The 17,343-nt window shown below is 66.6% G+C and carries 19 protein-coding genes; 6 read left to right on the top strand and 13 right to left on the bottom strand.

Going from position 1 to position 17,343, the window contains the following annotated elements; genetic code table 11:
- Positions 1 to 20 precede the first annotated feature (20 nt).
- Positions 21 to 2,762: an ATP-dependent DNA helicase gene (locus AR323_RS08780; protein WP_057883569.1), complete on the top strand. Its 2,742-nt coding sequence runs from the start codon at positions 21 to 23 to the stop codon at positions 2,760 to 2,762.
- Positions 2,759 to 3,283 carry a SixA phosphatase family protein gene (locus AR323_RS08775; RefSeq protein ID WP_057883568.1) on the top strand — a complete coding sequence of 175 codons (525 nt, stop codon included), beginning with the start codon at positions 2,759 to 2,761 and terminating at the stop codon, positions 3,281 to 3,283. The genes AR323_RS08780 and AR323_RS08775 overlap by 4 nt, the downstream gene beginning before the upstream one ends.
- Here the strand turns inward: AR323_RS08775 and soxR are convergent, their stop codons facing one another.
- A complete protein-coding gene (gene soxR, locus AR323_RS08770) occupies positions 3,284 to 3,721 on the bottom strand; it encodes a redox-sensitive transcriptional activator SoxR (protein WP_057883754.1) in 438 nt (145 codons plus the stop codon).
- Positions 3,722 to 3,812: 91 nt separating this feature from the next.
- On the opposite strand from soxR, the gene AR323_RS08765 reads away from it, so the two are divergent.
- A complete protein-coding gene (locus AR323_RS08765) occupies positions 3,813 to 4,187 on the top strand; it encodes a VOC family protein (RefSeq protein WP_057883567.1) in 375 nt (124 codons plus the stop codon).
- Here the strand turns inward: AR323_RS08765 and AR323_RS08760 are convergent.
- The 4 genes from AR323_RS08760 to AR323_RS08745 are packed head-to-tail and all read right to left on the bottom strand — an operon-like array spanning position 4,178 to position 7,279.
- Entirely contained in the window at positions 4,178 to 5,434 is a 1,257-nt protein-coding gene (locus tag AR323_RS08760; protein ID WP_235510510.1) for an MFS transporter, read from the bottom strand. The two genes, AR323_RS08765 and AR323_RS08760, sit on opposite strands and share 10 nt — an antisense overlap.
- Positions 5,392 to 6,021: an SOS response-associated peptidase gene (locus AR323_RS08755; protein ID WP_057883566.1), complete on the bottom strand. Its 630-nt coding sequence runs from the start codon at positions 6,019 to 6,021 to the stop codon at positions 5,392 to 5,394. Before AR323_RS08755 ends, AR323_RS08760 begins: the two co-directional genes overlap by 43 nt.
- Positions 6,021 to 6,923 carry a 4-hydroxybenzoate octaprenyltransferase gene (gene ubiA / locus AR323_RS08750; RefSeq protein ID WP_057883565.1) on the bottom strand — a complete coding sequence of 301 codons (903 nt, stop codon included), beginning with the start codon at positions 6,921 to 6,923 and terminating at the stop codon, positions 6,021 to 6,023. The genes AR323_RS08755 and ubiA overlap by 1 nt, the downstream gene beginning before the upstream one ends.
- Complete coding sequence (locus AR323_RS08745) at positions 6,920 to 7,279, bottom strand: hypothetical protein (protein ID WP_235510509.1); 360 nt, start codon at positions 7,277 to 7,279, stop codon at positions 6,920 to 6,922. Before AR323_RS08745 ends, ubiA begins: the two co-directional genes overlap by 4 nt.
- Before the next feature lie 59 nt (positions 7,280 to 7,338).
- On the opposite strand from AR323_RS08745, the gene AR323_RS08740 reads away from it, so the two are divergent.
- Together AR323_RS08740 and AR323_RS08735 are read left to right on the top strand one after the other, a co-directional pair.
- Entirely contained in the window at positions 7,339 to 8,088 is a 750-nt protein-coding gene (locus AR323_RS08740; protein ID WP_057883563.1) for a 16S rRNA (uracil(1498)-N(3))-methyltransferase, read from the top strand.
- Positions 8,089 to 8,129: 41 nt separating this feature from the next.
- Complete coding sequence (locus AR323_RS08735; protein ID WP_057883562.1) at positions 8,130 to 9,500, top strand: glutamate--cysteine ligase; 1,371 nt, start codon at positions 8,130 to 8,132, stop codon at positions 9,498 to 9,500.
- On the opposite strand, the gene AR323_RS08730 is transcribed toward AR323_RS08735, so the two are convergent.
- From AR323_RS08730 to AR323_RS08715, 4 genes are all read right to left on the bottom strand, one after another.
- The gene (locus AR323_RS08730; protein WP_200956692.1) at positions 9,501 to 10,883 is read right to left on the bottom strand and encodes an isoprenylcysteine carboxylmethyltransferase family protein; all 1,383 of its coding nucleotides are present in this window, start codon (positions 10,881 to 10,883) and stop codon (positions 9,501 to 9,503) included. It abuts the gene before it with no gap.
- 46 nt (positions 10,884 to 10,929) lie between these two features.
- A complete protein-coding gene (locus AR323_RS08725; RefSeq protein WP_057883561.1) occupies positions 10,930 to 12,279 on the bottom strand; it encodes an outer membrane protein assembly factor BamB family protein in 1,350 nt (449 codons plus the stop codon).
- Between the two features lie 23 nt (positions 12,280 to 12,302).
- The gene (locus AR323_RS08720) at positions 12,303 to 13,067 is read right to left on the bottom strand and encodes a tetratricopeptide repeat protein (protein ID WP_057883560.1); all 765 of its coding nucleotides are present in this window, start codon (positions 13,065 to 13,067) and stop codon (positions 12,303 to 12,305) included.
- Positions 13,068 to 13,188: 121 nt separating this feature from the next.
- Entirely contained in the window at positions 13,189 to 14,340 is a 1,152-nt protein-coding gene (locus tag AR323_RS08715; protein WP_057883751.1) for a glycosyltransferase family 4 protein, read from the bottom strand.
- A gap of 86 nt (positions 14,341 to 14,426) precedes the next feature.
- Between AR323_RS08715 and AR323_RS08710 the strand changes: the two genes are divergently transcribed.
- The gene (locus AR323_RS08710; protein ID WP_057883559.1) at positions 14,427 to 15,839 is read left to right on the top strand and encodes a protein adenylyltransferase SelO family protein; all 1,413 of its coding nucleotides are present in this window, start codon (positions 14,427 to 14,429) and stop codon (positions 15,837 to 15,839) included.
- Here AR323_RS08710 and AR323_RS14645 read toward each other — a convergent pair.
- From AR323_RS14645 to AR323_RS08700, 4 genes are read right to left on the bottom strand one after another with little or no spacing between them, the layout of a single operon-like run.
- On the bottom strand, positions 15,836 to 16,126 hold the full coding sequence (locus AR323_RS14645) for a hypothetical protein (protein WP_057883558.1): 291 nt from the start codon (positions 16,124 to 16,126) through the stop codon (positions 15,836 to 15,838). The two genes, AR323_RS08710 and AR323_RS14645, sit on opposite strands and share 4 nt — an antisense overlap.
- The gene (locus AR323_RS15365) at positions 16,069 to 16,272 is read right to left on the bottom strand and encodes a hypothetical protein (protein ID WP_407701074.1); all 204 of its coding nucleotides are present in this window, start codon (positions 16,270 to 16,272) and stop codon (positions 16,069 to 16,071) included. Before AR323_RS15365 ends, AR323_RS14645 begins: the two co-directional genes overlap by 58 nt.
- A 45-nt stretch (positions 16,273 to 16,317) precedes the next feature.
- The gene (locus tag AR323_RS15360; protein WP_083495316.1) at positions 16,318 to 16,614 is read right to left on the bottom strand and encodes a hypothetical protein; all 297 of its coding nucleotides are present in this window, start codon (positions 16,612 to 16,614) and stop codon (positions 16,318 to 16,320) included.
- 11 nt (positions 16,615 to 16,625) lie between these two features.
- Positions 16,626 to 17,198, bottom strand: coding sequence for a hypothetical protein (locus AR323_RS08700; RefSeq protein ID WP_057883557.1), 573 nt, complete (start codon positions 17,196 to 17,198; stop codon positions 16,626 to 16,628).
- Positions 17,199 to 17,343 lie beyond the last annotated feature (145 nt).

Genomic DNA, 17,343 nt, shown 5'->3' with positions numbered 1-17,343 from the left:
TCGTTCTATCGGGATCGGCGATGGTCGGCACGCTTGCACTCCCCGCGCTTCACGCCAGTCACGCGGGCACCTGGCTGCGCGACGGCGGGTCCACCCGCGGTTGCAGCAAGGGCGAGGCGGTGACCGCCGCCGCGGATACCCCCCTGCTTCTGCTAAACGCACCGCTGGTGGCTACGCGGCTGGGGTACCCCGACCTGTCCGGCCTCGACCTGCTGGAACTGTTCGCTTTCGTGCATCCGGCGCGGTTCGCGGTGCCCACGCCCAAGGGCCTGGCGCACGCGCTGGGGATCGCGGAGCCGACGAGCGACGACGACGTCCCCCTATTCCTGCAAGCGGCGGCGGGCCGCCTGATCGAGATGTGCGAAAGCGACGACTGGCCCGAGCGCGAGGGCGCGTGGTCGTCGCTGCAATCGCTGGTGCGTCTGCGCTGGCCGTGGGCACAGGTCCTGCTGCCGCACGTCCGCAAGCCCGAGCGGGCCGAGCGCTGGCTGTTCGCGCGCCTGCCCGAATGGGAGGAAGCGCCCGAGCGCGCCCAGCCCTCGCACGTGCTGATCGAGGAGGAAGAGGTCGAGGCGCGCCTGGCCCGGCTGACCGGCGAAGGAGCCGAGCGCCGCGAGGGGCAGCGCCGATATGCGCGCGAGGCCGGCAGCGTGTTTGCGCCGCGGGCGAAGCGCGGTGTGCCTCACGTGCTGCTGGCGCAGGCCGGCACGGGAATCGGCAAGACGCTGGGCTACCTGGCGCCCGCGCACTTGTGGTCCGAGCGGTCCGGCGGGACGGTCTGGGTCTCCACTTTCACCAAGAACCTGCAGCGCCAGTTGCGGCGCGAGAGCGGCAGGGCGTGGCCGCCAGCTCGGGGTGACGGTTCGCGGCCTGTCGTAGTCCGCAAGGGGCGCGAGAACTATCTATGCCTGCTCAACCTGGAGGATGCGCTTCAGGGCGGGTTCGGAGGCCGTGCGGCGATCCTGGCCCAGCTCGTCGCGCGGTGGACCGCATTCAGCCAGGACGGCGACATGGTCGGCGGCGACCTGCCCGGCTGGCTCGGCACGCTGTTCCGCAAGCGCGGCATCGCCGCCCTGACCGACCAGCGCGGCGAGTGCGTCTATGCCGGGTGCCCGCATTACCGGAAGTGCTTCATCGAGCATGCAGCGCGCGCCTCGGCGCAGGCGGACCTCGTCATCGCCAACCACGCGCTCGTGATGGTGAACGCAGCCCGCGGTCGCGATCACGCACAGCGCCCGACGCGCATCGTATTCGACGAAGGGCACCACGTGTTCGAGGCGGCCGACAGCACCTTCGCCGCCGCCCTGACCGGGGCCGAGGCGATCGAGCTGCGCCGCTGGATCGTGGGCCCCGAGAAACAGTCGCGCGGCCGCCGCAGGGGACTGGCGGCGCGGCTGGCCGACGTCGCCAGTTACGATGAAGCCGGTGGCAAGGCGATCGAGGCGGCGCTTGCCGCCGCGCAGGCTCTGCCGTCCGACGGCTGGCTCCAGCGGCTGGTCGAAGGAACCCCGTACGGACCCGTCGAAGCATTGCTGGGCGGCGTTCGGGCGACGACCTATGCGCGCGACGAAAGCGGCGGACAGGAAGCGGGATACGGCATCGAAACCGAGGCGGCGGGCCTCGACGGACCGGTGGTCGAACTGGCCGCGCAAGCCGCCAGCGCACTCGCCGCGATCCGCGCGCCGCTCCAGCGGCTCGGCGGGCGGCTCGAGGCGATCCTGGCCGATCCGCCCGACTGGCTCGACGCCCAGGGCCGCGCCCGGATCGAGGGTGCGCGCCATTCGCTAACCTGGCGCTGCGACCTGCTCGCCGCGTGGGAAGCGCTGCTCGATCGGCTCGGCGGTCCGGGCGATCCGGAGTTCGTCGACTGGCTGGCGGTCGAACGCAGCGATACGCGCGAGTTCGACGTCGGGCTTCACCGGCACTGGCTCGACCCGATGAAACCGTTCGCGCGCGTCGTGCTGGAACCTGCGCACGGGGTGATGGTCACCAGCGCCACGCTAAAGGACGGCCCCGACTGGGATGCGGCCATCGCCCGCAGCGGCGCGGCGCATATCGAGGTCGCCCCCAGGCTGGCCGAGGCGGAAAGCCCGTTCGACTATGCCAGCAAGGCCGAAGTGCTGATCGTGACCGATATCCAGCGCGGCGACATCCCGGCGCTGGCGGGTGCCTATGGCCGCATAGTCGAGGCATGCGGCGGCGGGGTGCTCGGCCTGTTCACCGCGATCCGGCGGTTGCGCGCGGTCCACGGGCGCATCGCCGATCGGCTCGCCCGCAGCGGGCTGCCGCTCTATTCGCAGCACGTAGATCCGATCGACACCGGCACGCTGGTCGACATCTTCCGCGACGATCCCGCCGCCAGCCTGCTGGGCACCGACGCGCTGCGCGACGGGGTCGACGTGCCCGGCCACTCCTTGCGCTGCGTGGTGATGGAGCAGGTCCCTTGGCCGCGCCCGACGATCCTCCATCGCGCGCGGCGGGCAGCAGGCGGCGGGTCGGCCTACGACGACCGGATCATCCGTGCCCGGCTGGCGCAGGCGTTCGGGCGACTGATCCGCTCGAAGGACGATTCCGGGCACTTCCTGGTGCTTTCACCGGCCTTTCCCAGCCGGTTGCTCGGCGCCTTCCCCGCGGGCACGCCGGTGTTGCGGGTGACGCTCGACGAGGCTTTACAACGGCTCGCCGAACGGCGATGCGAAGGCGATCCGCCGCGCATCGACGGCGATGGACAAGCGGCAAAAGGGACGACGGAAACCACGTGAAGCGCCTCGGCCTGCTGCGTCATGCCAAGTCCGACTGGGACGACATCGGGCAGCGCGATTTCGATCGCGGACTGAACGATCGCGGTCGCAGGGGCGCGCGTCTGATCGGTGAGCACATCGCGGCTCACGGCGTCCCGTTCGACCTCGTTCTCGCCAGCCCCGCTGAACGCGTGAAGGCGACCCTGGTCGAGGCGATGCCGGACAAGCCGGTGCGCTACGACCCGCGCATCTACCTCGCCGACGTCGAAACGCTGCTCGACGTGCTGCGCTCGGCGGGCGACGCGGAATCGGTGCTGCTTGCCGGGCACAATCCCGGGATGCAGGACGTGCTGTTCGCACTCGTCCCCCCGGCCCGCGAGAACGACCTGTTCGACGAAGCGGCGGTGAAATTCCCGACCGCCGCGTTTGCCGTGCTCGAGCTTGCGATCGACGACTGGGCCAGCCTGACGCGCGATTGCGGCGACCTCGTCCATTTCCAGCGCCCCCGCGACCTCGACCCGTCGCTCGGCCCCGATCACTGATCAGCGCAGGACGCGGGGACCCACGCCCGTATCGCCCCAACGGTCCTGCGGATTGTAGAGGCGGCAGGTCTTGAGGCTCAGACAGCCGCAGCCGATGCACCCGTCGAGGTCGGCGCGGGTCTTTTCCAGCGTCGCGATCTTTGCGTCGATCGCATCGCGCACGCGCCCGCTGATCCGTTTCCAGTCCGCCGCGTCGGGGTTGCGGCCTCTGGGCAGCCGGGCGAGTTCCGCCTCGATCTCGCCCAGCGAAAGACCAAGGTTCTGGGCGATCAGCACGAAGCTCAACCGCCGGATGTCGCCGCGCAGGAAACGCCGCTGGTTGCCACCGGTCCTTATCGGCTCGACCAGGCCACGCGCCTCGTAATAGCGGATGGCCGAAGCCGACAGGCCGGTGCGCCGGGCCAGTTCGCCGATGGTCAGCAGGTCGCTCGATCGCAGGGTCACGCATTTCTCCTTGACCTCAAGTTAGCTTGAGGTTGCACAAGTGCCAAGCGGACGATTCGATCCGCGTCACGAAGGATAGACCGCAATGCCCACCGCTCGCCTCGAACACGTCAATATCTCGGTCACCGACGGGCCGCGCACTGCCGATCTCATCGCCCGGCTCACCGGCTGGCACCGACGGTGGGAAGGTCCGTCGCTCGACAACGGCCGCTCGATCCATCTCGGCGACGAGACGGCCTATGTGGCGATTCACACCAGCGACCGGATAAAGGGCGGCTTCGCGAAGAGCGTGCCGATGAATCATATCGGCATCTCGGTCGACGACATCGATCAAGCGGAGGCAATCGTCGCCGAAGCGGGCCTTACGCCGTTCAATCACGGGCAATACGAACCCGGCCCGCGCAGCTTCTACTTCTACGACTGGGACGGGATCGAGTGGGAAATCGTCAGCTACGGCTGACCGGCCCGGTCGCCATAGCGCCGGTACGCCAGGATCGAGAGGATCGCGATGCCGGCGCACGAAGCGAGGGCGTAGAGAGCGGTGCCGTTCCAGCCGAATGCTTCGAACACCACCGTCCCGGCCACGCTGCCGATCGCTCCGCCGGCGAACATCATCGCGATATAGACCGTCGTCAGCCGAGTCCGCAGGTCCGGCGCGAGCGACAGGAACGTCATCCGGGTGGTCACGTCGATCGCCGGGCCGACGATGTTGGCGGCCAGCAGCGGGATCATCAGCAGCCACAGGTTGTGGCCGAAGGGCAGCAGCAGCGCCGTGCCCGCCGTTTGCCCGATCGCGAACCACACCCGCGCCCGGCGCGGACCGACGCGATCGGCCAGGCGGCCCCAGTAAGGCGTCGTCAGCACGCTGACGGCGGCGAAGCCTGCGAGATAGCCGACGACGTCGGTGCCATATCCCATCGCCGGCGAAGTCAGGTGCAATGCCAGACCCAGCCACAGGGCGATGAACTGGCCGAAGCCCAGTCCCTGGATGAGGCCCGAGACGACGATCTCGCGGTTTCGCGAAACGATTGGGCCCAGCGATGCGAGCAGCGCAAGGTAGCTGCCGTGCGCTTCGCTCCGCGTCCCGCCCTCGCGCGTCATGATCTTCGGCAACAACAATGTGATCGCGATCATCAACCCGCTCGCGATCCAGTACACCGTGCGCCAGCCGAAGTGATGCGCAACGACGCCGGAACCCACCCGCGCGACAAGGATGCCGAAGATCACGCCCGAGGTGAGGATGGCGGTGACATGGCCCAGCCGTTCCGGTGCCACCCGCTTCGAAGCGTATGCCGGCAAGAGGTACGGCGCGAGCGTGAAGAACCCGAGCACGGTCGACCCGGCGACGAACCCCTCGAATCCGCGGGACAGCGTCATCAGGATCAAGCCCGCGCACTGTCCGATGCAGAACACTATCGTCAGCCGGCGGTTCGAGAAGCGATCGCCCAGCGGCAGCAGAAGGACGATGCCGATCGCCAGGGCAAGCTGGTTCAGCGCCGGCACGATGCCGATGCGCGCGATGCTGACGCCGAACGTGCGCGCGACGTCTCCGATGATCGGGTGGATGTAGTAGGCATTCGCCGTCACCACCGCCGCGGCGACGGCGAGCATGTATTCCTGCCCCGAGGTCAGGTGACGCGGTTCGTTCATGTCGGTGGGCGCGGTCAGATCAGCGGCCGCTGCGCCGGCATCGCGCCACTGGCCCACAGCGCTTCGGTCCGCTCCACGGCGAGTTCCAGATCGCACGTCCGCGCGAGCGCGAGCGCTTCGTCCTCGCTTCCCTCGAGCCAGCCGGTCCATTGCTCGCGCGGCAGGATCACCGGCATCCGGTCATGCACGTCCACCATCTGTGCGCAGGCATCGGCCATGACCATCGTGTAGGCATTGCCCCACTCGGCGGTCCGGCGCCAGAGCCCGGCGACGGCGAACAGGTCGTGCCCGGCGAGGGCATACCAAGTCCGCGTCATCTTGCCCGGAGTGCCTTCGGGTTCGGCCCACTGGGTGACCGGGATGAGGCAGCGGCGCCGGGCGAAGCTGTCGCGCCAGAATGCCGTGGTCAGCTTGTCGTCGCGCGCGTTGGTCACGGGCTTGGGCTTCAGCGGCTGACCCTTCTTGCCCTTCAGCACGACCGGGAAGCCCCAGTTCATCTGCCGCACACGGCCCTCGGCAACGACGAGGCCCGGATAGCCGGGGTAGAGTTCCTCACCGAAGTTCGCGCCGACCGCATCGTTGATCGCCTCGAACCATTTGGCGACCTCGTCGGCGTTCTTCGTCATCCGGTAGAGGTTGCACATCAGGCGTTTCCGACCACGAAGCAGGCCGCCGCGACCAGCGCCCCGGCCCAGCGGTTGGAGCGGAAACGGTCGAGCGGATTGGCCGGATCGCGGGGGTCGAGAGTCAGCCCCTGCCACAGCAGGTGAACCGCCGCCGGGCCCAGGGCAAGCAAGGCGATCCAATCCGCGCGCAGCAGCCAGAACGCCAACCCCCACAGCGTCAGGGCGAGGCAATAGAACGCGAGCACGCCCGCCTGCACCCCGTCGCCCAAGCGCAGCGCGCTCGACCGGATGCCTACGAGCGCGTCGTCCTCGCGGTCCTGCAACGCGTAGATCGTGTCGTATCCCATGCACCAGAAGAACGCGCCGGCGTAGAGCGCCGCCATGACGTCGAGGTGATCGGCCCGCAGCGCCGTCCACCCGACGAGCGCGCCCCAGGTGAACACAAGGCCCAGCCATGCCTGCGGCCACCACGTGATCCGCTTCATGAAGGGATAGGCAGCGACCAGCGCGAGACTGCCTAGCGCGACGAACTGCGCCTGCCAGCGAAGTTGCAGCAGCACGACCAGCCCGACGAGGCACAGGACGACGAGCCAGATCCACGCGACCTTCGGCGAGATTCGACCGCTGGCGACAGGACGACTCGCCGTGCGGGCCACCTGCCGGTCGAGATTGGCGTCGACGATATCGTTATAGACGCACCCCGCCCCGCGCATCGCGATGCTACCCACGAGAAACCAGCCGAGCAGCGCCCACTGCCACCCCGCGCCCGCCAGCCACAGGCCCCAGACGCACGGCCAGAACAGCAGCCACCAGCCGATCGGCCGGTCGAACCGGGCGAGCATGGCGAGGTCGCGCGGCAACTGCGGGAGGCGGGCGACGAGGCCGCGATGTTCGCTATCGGGGACGATCGTGTCGCTCATTCGGGTGCCACGCGCCAACCGTGCCAGCACAGTGCCAACATGACCGCATTTCCCGCGAAATCGAGGAGTCCGACTTCGCTGAGCAGCGGCACACGGAAATAGAACCACCAGTTGAAAACGAAGAACGGCAACAGGGCGATGCCGTATGCGAGGAAGGTGCGTTTCGTGAATCGCGCGGTGAACGCGACCAGCGCGAACAAGCACGCCTGCGCGCCGAAACAAGCCACGGCAAACACGGCAAGGAAATCCTGCGACTGGTAATCGGGGCGGATGGCAAGCGCGATCACGCTGCGTGGCGCCAGCAGAGCCCAACCTCCCAGTACCAGGAATACGATGCCAATCAGGCGTTGCGTCATGCGCGCGCTCATTCCGGTCGCCCTAGCGCGTGGTCAACTTCTCGTCTAATCGCCAAAATATGCCCGCCACCCCCGCCTGGCCCCCGAAAAGCGCGCCGCGCCTGTTCCTGCCCGGGGAGATCGGTTTGGGCCGCACCTTTGGTATCGAGGGCAATCAGGCGAACTACCTCGCGCGGGTCATGCGGGTCGGCGAAGGGGACGCGGTCATCCTGTGCGACGACGTGACCGGAGAGTGGCTCTCGCGCGTCACGCAGGTCGACAAGCGCCGTGTCGACCTGATGGTCGAACGCAACCTCAAGCCGCGCGAATCGGTGCCAGATTTCTGGCTCTGTTCGGCGCTGCTCAAGAAGGACCGCTTCGACCTGCTGCTGGAAAAAGCGACCGAGCTGGGCGTGGCGGCCATCCGCCCGCTCGTCACCCGCCGCTGCGTGGCGGACAAACTCAACCTCGATCGCGCGCGGAACGCGGTCGTCGAAGCGGCCGAACAGTGCGCACGCACCGCGCTGCCGACGATTGCCGAGCCCGTGTCGCTCGACGCGCTGCTGCGCGGCTGGCCGGACGGCCGCACGCTGTTCTTCGCCGACGAGAACGGAGGCACTCCCGCCGCCAGCGCATTCGCCGACAGCAGCGGTCCCTCCGCCCTGCTCACCGGCCCGGAGGGCGGCTTCGACGACACCGAACGCGCCGCGATCCGCGCCCATCCCCGCGCGGTCGCCATCTCGCTCGGCCCGCGGATCCTGCGCGGCGAAACCGCGGCGATCGCCGGGCTGGCGCTGTGGATGGGCATCAAAGGCGACTGGCAAGATTAATTCGCTGGCGCAGTGCTTTTGCGTTTTCTAGTGCAACCGGCATGAGCACGCGGCAGGCCTCCGAGGCGGACGATCCCATCATCGAAAGCCGCGACCAGCTCGTGGCGCCCATGGCGGCGGGCGAGAAGCCCAAGCTGGCGTGGCGCATCGGTACCGAGCACGAAAAGCTCGTCTACAAGCTGCCCGATCATCATGCCCCCTCGTATGACGAGGCCGGAGGCATCCGCGACCTGCTGATGGCGCTTACCCAGTTCGGGTGGGAGCCGGTCGAGGAGGGCGGCAAGGTCATCGCGATGCGCGGGGACGACGGAACCGTCAGCCTCGAACCGGCGGGCCAGCTGGAATTGTCCGGCGCTCCGGTGGAAACGCTGCACCAGACCTGCGCCGAGACCGGACGGCACCTGACGCAGGTGAAGGCCATCGGCGAGAAATGCGGCGTGGGTTTCCTCGGGCTCGGCATGTGGCCCGACAAGACCCGCGAAGAACTGCCGATCATGCCCAAAGGCCGCTACGAGATCATGATGCGGCACATGCCGCGCGTCGGCAGCCTTGGCCTCGACATGATGCTGCGCACCTGCACGATCCAGACCAACCTCGACTATTCGAGCGAGGCGGACATGGTGCAGAAGTTTCGCGTCAGCCTGGCCCTGCAGCCGCTGGCGACCGCGCTGTTCGCCAATTCACCGTTCACCGAGGGCAAGCCCAACGGCTTCCTCAGCTATCGCAGCCACATCTGGTCGGATACCGATCCTCAGCGAACGGGCATGATCCCGTTCGTGTTCGAGGACGGGTTCGGGTACGAGCGATACGCCGACTATATGCTCGACGTGCCGATGTATTTCGTGTTCCGCGACGGGAAATACATCGATGCCGCGGGCCTCAGCTTCCGCGACTTTATCGACGGAAAACTTTCGGTCCTGCCCGGTGAGAAGCCGACGATGAGCGATTGGTGGGATCACTTGTCGACGGCATTTCCCGAAGTGCGCCTCAAGTCTTTCCTGGAGATGCGCGGCGCGGATGGCGGTCCGTGGAGCCGGATCTGCGCCCTGCCCGCACTGTGGGTCGGCCTGCTCTACGATCAGGGCGCGCTCGATGCCGCCTGGGACCTCGTCAAGGACTGGACGATGGACGAGCGCGAGGTGCTGCGCTCCAGCGTTCCGAAGCTCGCGCTCGATGCGCCGGTGCCGGGTGGGCGTACGCTGCGCGACATCGCGCCCGAGGTGCTGAAGATCGCCCGATCCGGGCTCAATGCGCGCGGTCAACTCAACAGCAGCGGCGACAATGAGGGCGGCTTCCTCGAGACGCTCGACGAGATCGTGACCAGCGGCAAGGTGCCCGCCCAGCGACTGCTCGACATGTACCACGGCGAGTGGAACGGCGATATCAAACGGGTCTACAAGTACAGCTTCTGATCACTCCGCCGGCGCGGACGCTGCTTCGAAGCCCCGCACGCGCACGCCCAGCCGCTTCTTGATCCGCACGAGCGGTGCGGTGATCGTGCCGTGCTCGCTCATCCAGGCATGATAGGCGCGGTACTTCGCATCCTCGTGCCAGAGATGCTCTTCTTCGGTCCGAGCGCGCCAGTAATAGATGAAGTTGACCGCCAGCAGGCCCAGCACGTTGCGAACGGCATCGTTGGGCGAAGCGTTCACCACCAGGAACGGCATCGTCGACAGCCACCAGAACAGGTTCTTGCTCAGATAGGCCGGGTGCCGAGTGAAGCGGTAAGGTCCATTGGTCAGCACGCCGCGATAGGTCAGGTTCGAAAACCGCAGTCCGAACGCGAATGTCGCCCAAGCATAGATGCCGGTCAGCCCTACCAGCAGCGCCGCCCAGAGCCAGGTCAGCAGGAAATGGCCGCCCAGCCAGATCGTCCAGTTCGCATCTCCCCGACCCGGCGTGCCGTAATCGTATCCGAGCAATCCCGAGCCCATGAACGCGAACACGAACGGTGGATAGCATATGAGCGCGGCGATCCACCCGGCGAGGTACGGATTGCCGCTGCGGATATGCGCGTCGAGCGGGCGGAACGTGACGAGGTAACCGACCGTGCCGATCTGCACGTCGATTACGAACAGCAAGCCGATTAGCGCCATCCCGAGCGCGGCAGGGTTAGCGAGCAGTCCGGTGAAGTCGGCATTGACCACCGCCGCGAAGCCGGGCGGCAGAATCGAGATCATGAAGGCGCCGAAGAAGCCCTTTATGATCCAGGCCCGCCAGTGCCGCTTCACTTCCTCGAAATCGTGCACCTCACGCCCGAGCAGCATCGCCCCGAAGTGCCAGGAGTGGTCGCGCGGTTGGATCATGTAACGGTCGAGCCAGACCACGTAGGGGATCGACAGAACGACGAGCGGGATCGCCGACGCGCGCAACACCTCCATCGCAAACAGGTATTGCCCGTCCCAATACCAACGCCCGAAGGCATAGGCTCCGGCAAGCAGCGCCCAGGTGACCCAGAGGCCGACGAGCTTGGTAAGCGATATCCGGATCGTTTCGTGAACCGGACGGCCCTGCGACCAGTCGATTCCGGTCGAAGGGCGCAAGTGGACCTTGTCGACCAGCAACGAGATCGCGACCATCGGCAGCGTGGAAAACAGCAGCGCCGCCACGGCCGCATGGGGTCCGTCGAGCCGCGCACGCGGTCCGGGCAGGCCGAACGCGTCGACGAGGCTTGGCCACTCCCGGCAAAGGACGATCCAGGCGAAAAGTCCGGCAAGGCCCGCGAGGCCGACCCACGGCGAAACGTCGCTCGTCGGCGGCGCGGGAGGCAGGTCGGGCGAGCGCGCGTCGGTCACGCGCCCGCGCTAGCGAAAAAGGGTTAAGCAGCCGGTAAGCGAGCGATCAGCGGAACGCGTGGATCGTGCCGCCTTCGTCGAGAACATAGAGCGTGTTGTTCGCCACTATCGGCGGCTGGCTGATCGGATCCTTGAGGGTCTGGAACAGGGTTGCGGTGCCGTCCTCAACGCTCACGCGGTGAATCTGCCCTTCGGAATTGGCGACCCACAGCTTGTTCCCGGCAAGGATCGGACCCGTCCAGAAGATCGGGTCCTTCTTCTTCTCGGCATTGCGCCATTGGCCAAGATCCGAGATCCACCGCACCCGGCCACTGCCGCGCGCGATCGCCAGCAGGCGCGCATCGTCGGTCAGGGTGAATATCCATTCGCCCGCGATCGCCGGGGTCGAGACGCCCGCGAGGTTGAGTTCCCAGATGCGCTGGCCCGTCACCAGTTCATAAGCGGCCATGCGGCCGCCCTGACCAAGCGCATAGACCCGGCCCGCATCGATGATCGGATCGGCATCGATATCGGAGAGGGCGCCAACTTCGGTCGAGATCGATGTGCGGGCCAGGGCGTCGGCCCACAGCACGCGGCCGTTCTCGTAACGATAGGCGATCAGTTCGCCGCTGGCGTAGCCGGAAATCACGGTTCCCTGTCCTGCCGCAGGAGATGCGACGCCGAACAGACCCGTCTGCGTCGTCGAGCCGGACTCGTTCCACAGCTGCCTGCCATCGGCTGCCGACAGCGCGATGAGCTGGTTGTCCTGCGTCATCACATAGACGGAGCCGAACGCCACGGTGGGAGCGCCGCGCAGCGGCCCGGCGGGCTTGACCTTCCAGACCTGAGAGCCGGTCTGCGCATCGAGCGCGAGAACCTCGCCGACGCCGTTGGTGGCATAGACCCGGCCCTCGGCATAGCTCACGCCGCCGCCGAAGTTGGCCGCGCGCAGGTTGGCATCGACTTCGGCCACCTGGTTCCACAGCTTGCCGCCGCTCTGCGCATCGAAGGCGTGGATCACGCCCGAAGTATCGGCCACGAACAGCTTGCCGTCGCCGATTACCGGTGCGGCAGCGAGCCGGCGCCGGTCGCTGGATCCAGCGACGCTGGCAGTCCATGCAGTGCCCAGATTGTCGGGTAGCGCCAAGTGGCCGTAGCTCTTGCCTGCGGTTCCGCCGGCCTGCGCCCACTCGGCGTTGGTCTGCGCAGGGGGGAGCACGACCGAAACGCTGGCCAGCGCCGGATCGACCTTCGCCGCTTCGATCCGCGACAGGATCGGCATGCGATTGCCGACGGTCGGCGTCACCTTCTTGTCGCCGCCGCCGAACAGGCCGCCGCCACACGCGGACAGGCCCAGCGTGATCGCGAGCAGGGCCCCGGCACGCGCCGTGGAACGGAAAACCTTGGCAGGGGTCATACGCGATTCAGTCCTCGAGGTTGTCATTCAGCGCCCGGCGCAGGTTGATTGATCACGGTATCGACGTCGTCGATCGCATCCACGCCGAGCAGACCGGCCATCTGGCGTGCCCGTACCTTCAGCGAGTCGGGGGTGTCGTCAGATCTGGCAATGGCTGCGAACAATGCTCCGGCCTCGGCCTGGTTACCCTGGTCGAGATAGGCCATCGCGACCAGCTCTCCGGCGGGACCGAACCACGCGTTGCCCGGCGTTGCGAGCGGTTTGAGCCGGGCGACGACGTCCGCCGGCTTCAACGTGTCGTACCGCGCGGTCACGGCGCGGATCGTGGCCAGATCGCGCATCGCCTGCGGCGCACTAGTGTCCGCCGCGACGCTATCGAAGATGGCCGCGGCTTCGGCAGCCTTGCCCTGCTCCATCGCGATGCCGCCCTTGAGCAACTGCGCGGCCGCCTTCGATCCCGGACCACCCTCTGCGATCACGGGCGCGAGCGCCTGGTCGCCGCTGGACAGGTTGCCCTGCTCGACTGAGTCGAGCGCGGCGATGAACTTTTCGCTGTCCGCCTCGCGCGCGGCATCCTGGCGGCTGTCCCAGAACAGATATCCACCGAATGCGACCAGCAGCAGGACGACCGCAGCGATGATCGGCTTGCCGTATCGTTGCGCGGCATCGGCGTACTGATCCTGGCGGACCGCCTCGTCCACTTCGCGCAGCAGGACGTCTTCCTGTGCGGCCTGCGCGCGGGCGCGCTTGTCGTCGGGGGTCAGCGCGTTGTCAGGTCGAAGGGCCACGGGTGTCTGAAGTCTCTTCTTACGGATAGGCTCGGGTGCGCGCGGTCTTTAGCCTATGAGTGGTTCAATTCAACGTGCAAAACCGGATGTCCCCCGGCGGGTGAACCACGAGTGAAGCGCATCATGGCAGGGTCGCGCGGCCTAGGGCGCTTGCGTAGAGTCGCCGGTAGGCCGCGATCATGGCGGCTTCATCGAACTGGGCGCGAGCTTTCGCGCGATTGGCCTTCCGTAATAGAGCCCGGCGATCGAGGTCGTATACCAGCGACCCGATGGCCGCGCTCAGCGCAGCTTCGTCGCCCGGCGGCACGATGAGCTCGCGATTTTCGGGGGACACGATGTCCGCGACATCGCCCACGCCATACGCGACCACCGGCCGGCCCGCCGCCATCGCCTCGACCAGGGATATGGGAAACTGCTCCGAGTGGGAAGACAGGGAGAATACGTCGAACAGACCGACATAGCGTTCCGGCTGGGCGGCAAACCCGGGCAAATGAATGCGGTGTTCGACCCCAAGCCGTTCGGCTTCCGCCCGGATGGCGTCACGATCGGGTCCTTCGCCGACGATCACGAGATGGCAGAATTCCGGCAGGGGAGCGGATGCCCTGACCAAGGCCGTCAGGTTCTTGACCGATCGGAGACCCGCCATCGTGCCGATCCAGAATTCGCCTGGGCGCTTCACCAGTCCGGGCAAGGCATCGGGGCGCGGTTCGCCTGCGAAGGCCGCCGTATCGATTCCGTTTGGAATGCGCCTTACGCGACCGATCGGTTGGGCCCACGCGGTCAGGGCGATTTCCTCGAGCGTTTCGGACGGGACCACCAGCGCTCGCGCCCGTCCCAGCCCGATCCGGCGATACCAGTTGCGGCGCCGGCTGAGGCGCACGCGCTCGTCATCACTGAAGCCGTCCTCGTGATGAATCAGCGGCGGAAGGTCGAGCATCTGGCCGAACAGGGTGTGCGCCATCACCGCATCCATCGCGCCCCAATTATAGCTGAGCACCAGATCGTATCCGCGCATGGCCTCGGCGATCAGCTTCAGGCGACCGGGTGTCGGCGAGCCTTTCAGGGCCGGAAACTTGCGAGGCCACGTAACGGGAATCGATCGGTCGATCTCCGCCGCGGCCCCCGTTTCCTCCGGGATTGCAGAGACGATCGCGTGGTGCACCTTTGGCCCGAACGCGTTCATCAGGCGGACCGCGCGCCGTTCCTTGCCGCCGGGCGCAAACGTCGAATGCAGATGAAGCAGGCGCACGGGCGCGTCCGATGTCACGCTCACGATTGCAAAATCGCGTTGGTCGGCGTCATGCAGCCCCTGCTCGCAAGCGGCTTGCATGGCCGCACCCTGATCTCCACTATCGCCGGATGATCGCCGGAGAGCAACCTGCCGCATTCCGGCCAGAACGTCCGCTTCTTGCCCTCGCCGATTGGCTGGGCGATCCGGTAGAGCCAGCCGATTTTCCACGGACGATACTGCGCTGGCGCAACGATCGCGCGGCGGCGACGGTGGGCCTGGCCGGGCTTTCCGATGAGGATTGGATCCGCCATTTCGCCCGGTTCGAACCCCTGCATGGAACCCTGCCCGGGCCGCTCGCCCTGCGCTATCACGGGCATCAGTTCCGGGTGTACAACCCCGACCTGGGCGACGGTCGCGGATTCACCTTCGCCCAGATGCGGGCGACCGACGGACGCCTGCTGGAACTGGGCACGAAGGGGTCGGGGACGACCCCGTGGAGCCGGACGGCCGACGGCCGCCTCACCCTGAAAGGCGCGGTGCGCGAACTGCTGGCAACCGAAATGCTCGGGGCGCTGGGCGTTAATACCAGCAAGACCTTCTCGATCGTCGAAACCGGCGAGGAGCTTTCGAGGGGCGACGAACCTTCGCCCACGCGCTCGGCCGTCCTCGTTCGCCTGTCGCACGGCCATATCCGCATCGGTACGTTTCAGCGGCTGGCAGCGCTTGGCGAAACGGAACACATGGCCGAGCTCATAGACTATTGCCTTACGCAATTTCCCGGCCCCCTGCCGCCGGACGAGGCGGCGGCGCGCGAGGAACCTGGCGTGATCCTGATGCATCAGGTGGTCGAACGGCTCTCGGACCTGGCCGCAAGCTGGATGGTCGCCGGGTTCGTGCACGGCGTACTCAACACCGACAACATGAACGTGACCGGCGAAAGCTTCGACTACGGACCATGGCGTTTCCTGCCTGCGTGGCAGCCCGGATTCACAGCGGCCTACTTCGACCACGCGGGCCTCTATGCGTTCGGCCGCCAGCCCGAGGCGTTGTACTGGAACTGCGGACAGTTGGCCGTCGCGCTTCGCTCGCTGGTCGAATCCGCGCCGCTGATGGAAGCTCTGGAGCGGTTCGGACCGCTCTACATGGCGAACGTAAGGCGCCACTGGCTGTGGCGTCTCGGACTGCTCTCGCAAGGCGACGAGCGAGACGCCGCGCTGATAGCTGCGTGCGAGGCGGCGATGACCGAAAGCGGAGAGAGCCCAGCGCGGTTTTTCGTCCGCCACAGGCATGGAGAACGGGCTACCGGCGAACTGGCCGAAGCGCTGCGGGGTTATGTCCCGGCAGGCATTGCTTCAGGCGGAGACGACTTCAACCCGGGACCGACTATGGTGATCGACGAGGTCGAGGAAATATGGGCGGCGATCGCCAAACGCGATGACTGGAGTGCGATGACAAACGCGGTTGACCGCATCCGCGCACTGGGCGAATTCCTGGGCCAACCGCCCCTGCCCTCGGGTCATCTGAAGTTGGCGCCTGCTTAACGGCGGCGTGGAGCGGACGTCGCGATGGCGGTCGAGTGGAAACCAGCGCGGGTCATATCGCCAATCGCGACTGCATCTTCTTCGTTGGCCTGCGCATCGTTACCGATGGCAACGGCTGTGGCCGCATTCGCCGAAGCGATCCGGCCAACGGCAACCGACTCAAGGCCAGCAACCGACGGGTTACCCACCGCGACCGATTGATCGCCGACTGTATTGGCATTCGCACCATTTACTGCCGAACCGCGACCGGCGGCATTGGAAATGTTACCGCTGGTGGTCGATAACACTCCGCTTGCCGTCGCCAGTGTGCTGTCGCCAGTGTGCCGTTGGCAGTCGACTGCTCAGCCGATGCCACTGCGTTGTTGCCGATTGCGGTCGACTCGAAGCCGGTCGCTTGGGTGGCAGCACCATAAGCGGTACCACCCCGGGCCAGTAGCGGCAGCGATGTAACCAGTTGCGGTCGCGAGGTCGTCGCTTGCTAGTGCGCCTTCACGATGGCGATTGCCTGAGCACCGCTGGCCAAGGCCGCATCGCCGGTTGCAATCGATCCTTCACCGGTGGCGAGTGCTGCGTGGCCGATAGCGACAGAGCCCTGAGCCGTTGCGTGAGCGCCATTACCAAATGCGGAAGCCTGATCACCCGTAGCCACTGCGTTGGCACCAAAAGCCGAAGATCCACGGTCCGAAGCCTGTGAAATGTATCCGCTTGCCGTCGAGAACACACCAGTAGCAACCGAGTTTGACCCGGTGACAATCGCCTGTTCGCCGCTCGCCAAGGCATTAACACCTACCGCGACAGTGCCAAGTGCGAGAGCATGGCATTCACGCCGACGGCGGTTGAAAAGACCCCAGTAGCAAGTGTGAAGTCATTGATAGCGCCTGACGACTGGGCCAAAGCACGGGCGTTGCTGCCTAGCGCTGTCGCGACCAGCTGTGCGCTCTGACTGTTGGTACCGATAGCGAGCGAACCGAATTGCAGGGCGTCGCAACCGAAACCGATCGCGATTGCGGTGTTGCCGGTAGCAGTCGCCGCAATCAGGGGATTGCTCGACGAACCGATGGCAATGCTCACGCCTCCAGAGGCGACACTGTAGCGACCGATTGCGATATCGTCGGTTTGGAGCGCCTGGGCATTTGCGCCAACCGAACTTGCGCCAGCATTTACCGCAAGGGAATCGGTGCCGACAGCGGTCGTCTGCGCCCAGTTGGCATTCGCAGCGAAGCCGCAGGCCAGCGCGGTCGGATCCGACGAGGCAGCGCCACCATCCGTATCGAGGGCGACCGCCACGCCGTCATTCTTGGTGTCGAGGAGACACTCGGCCGCTGCGACCGGCGTCGCGGTCAGCGCGACAAATGCCATAACACTTGCCGAGGCAGTAAGGCCGTGAGCGGCCAGGCGTGAAAAACTGGACTCATGACGAACATACCCTATTGCGTCTGCGGTTAGCGAGCTTCTCGAAAAAAATAGCTTGCCTTCGCCACAAAAAACTTGAGCAACCACTTCG

Source organism: Tsuneonella troitsensis (genome assembly GCF_001441535.1).
In the GTDB taxonomy this organism is placed as follows: Bacteria; Pseudomonadota; Alphaproteobacteria; order Sphingomonadales; family Sphingomonadaceae; genus Tsuneonella; species Tsuneonella troitsensis.
Note: the sequence above shows the minus strand (reverse complement) of the source record. Positions and strands in the feature narration are given on the sequence as shown.

Coding starts and splice junctions, on each gene's coding strand:
- AR323_RS08780 (WP_057883569.1), top strand. CDS start 21: ATGGTCGGCACGCTTGCACTCCCCGCGCTTCACGCCAGTCACGCGGGC.
- AR323_RS08765 (WP_057883567.1), top strand. CDS start 3,813: ATGCCCACCGCTCGCCTCGAACACGTCAATATCTCGGTCACCGACGGG.
- AR323_RS08755 (WP_057883566.1), bottom strand. CDS start 6,021: ATGTGCAACCTCTACCGGATGACGAAGAACGCCGACGAGGTCGCCAAA.
- ubiA (WP_057883565.1), bottom strand. CDS start 6,923: ATGAGCGACACGATCGTCCCCGATAGCGAACATCGCGGCCTCGTCGCC.
- AR323_RS08745 (WP_235510509.1), bottom strand. CDS start 7,279: ATGACGCAACGCCTGATTGGCATCGTATTCCTGGTACTGGGAGGTTGG.
- AR323_RS08740 (WP_057883563.1), top strand. CDS start 7,339: ATGCCCGCCACCCCCGCCTGGCCCCCGAAAAGCGCGCCGCGCCTGTTC.
- AR323_RS08735 (WP_057883562.1), top strand. CDS start 8,130: ATGAGCACGCGGCAGGCCTCCGAGGCGGACGATCCCATCATCGAAAGC.
- AR323_RS08725 (WP_057883561.1), bottom strand. CDS start 12,279: ATGACCCCTGCCAAGGTTTTCCGTTCCACGGCGCGTGCCGGGGCCCTG.
- AR323_RS08710 (WP_057883559.1), top strand. CDS start 14,427: ATGATCGCCGGAGAGCAACCTGCCGCATTCCGGCCAGAACGTCCGCTT.
- AR323_RS08700 (WP_057883557.1), bottom strand. CDS start 17,198: ATGGCATTTGTCGCGCTGACCGCGACGCCGGTCGCAGCGGCCGAGTGT.